The organism is Corynebacterium sp. ACRPZ (genome assembly GCF_022346205.1).
Classification (GTDB): domain Bacteria; phylum Actinomycetota; class Actinomycetes; order Mycobacteriales; family Mycobacteriaceae; genus Corynebacterium; species Corynebacterium lehmanniae.
The window spans coordinates 1-678 of record NZ_JAKRMR010000043.1 but is presented as its reverse complement, the minus strand read 5'-3'; the positions used below and the strand labels follow the sequence as shown (position 1 = coordinate 678).

Annotated in this window: 1 protein-coding gene; it reads right to left on the bottom strand. The window is 60.3% G+C overall.

Annotated features, from left to right (window positions below; genetic code table 11):
- Positions 1–661: DDE-type integrase/transposase/recombinase (locus MHX64_RS11900; protein ID WP_239357654.1), on the bottom strand; the 661-nt coding region annotated here is incomplete at its 3' end.
- Between the last annotated feature and the right edge of the window lie 17 nt (positions 662–678).

The following is a 678-nucleotide window of genomic DNA, read 5'->3' as shown; positions in this document are numbered from 1 at the left end:
CGCTGATCGCGTTCGACGCAGTCGAGGCATTATCCGGCACCACAACCTCAGGCACGCCCCCGAAGTAGGCGAACGCGTGGTGGTGGGCATCAAGCCAGGAATGCTGGCGCTCATCCGGACATGCGAGGGCAAAAATCATCCCTGAATACGGCATTGAGGCAACAAATACGCTGACCTTCACCCCCGGCGCGCCATAAGGGTCTAACAGGCGCATCTTGGTGCCTGCCCAATCCACCTGCATGGTGTGCCCCGGAGTGTGGGTGATGCGTGCGGTCAAACCGGCCGCATCGACATGGGACGCCACCAACTGGCGAAACCGGTCGTAGCTGTAATGGAGCTGGCCGGGTAAAGCAGGTGTGGTGGTGTAGCGCGCCCACAGCACTTGCAGTGTCTGCTTGTTACGCCCCGTGCGGGCTTTGACCACCGCATCAAAATCGATAGGGACGAATTCGCCCTGGCCGGTGCTTCGCCCATCGACGAATAACTCGTCGAGCTCATCATCCGTCAACGCCAAAACCTGGTCGACGGTGCGAATCCCAAGGGATCGAAGCACCTGATTCGACCGGGAAATCGCGCGGTGCGAGCACCCGAGCTGTTGTTCAATCTGGCGGTACGAACGCTGCTGCACAAGCAGCTTCATCACCGCCCGGTAATCCGTCATCAGCGGACTCCTTCCGG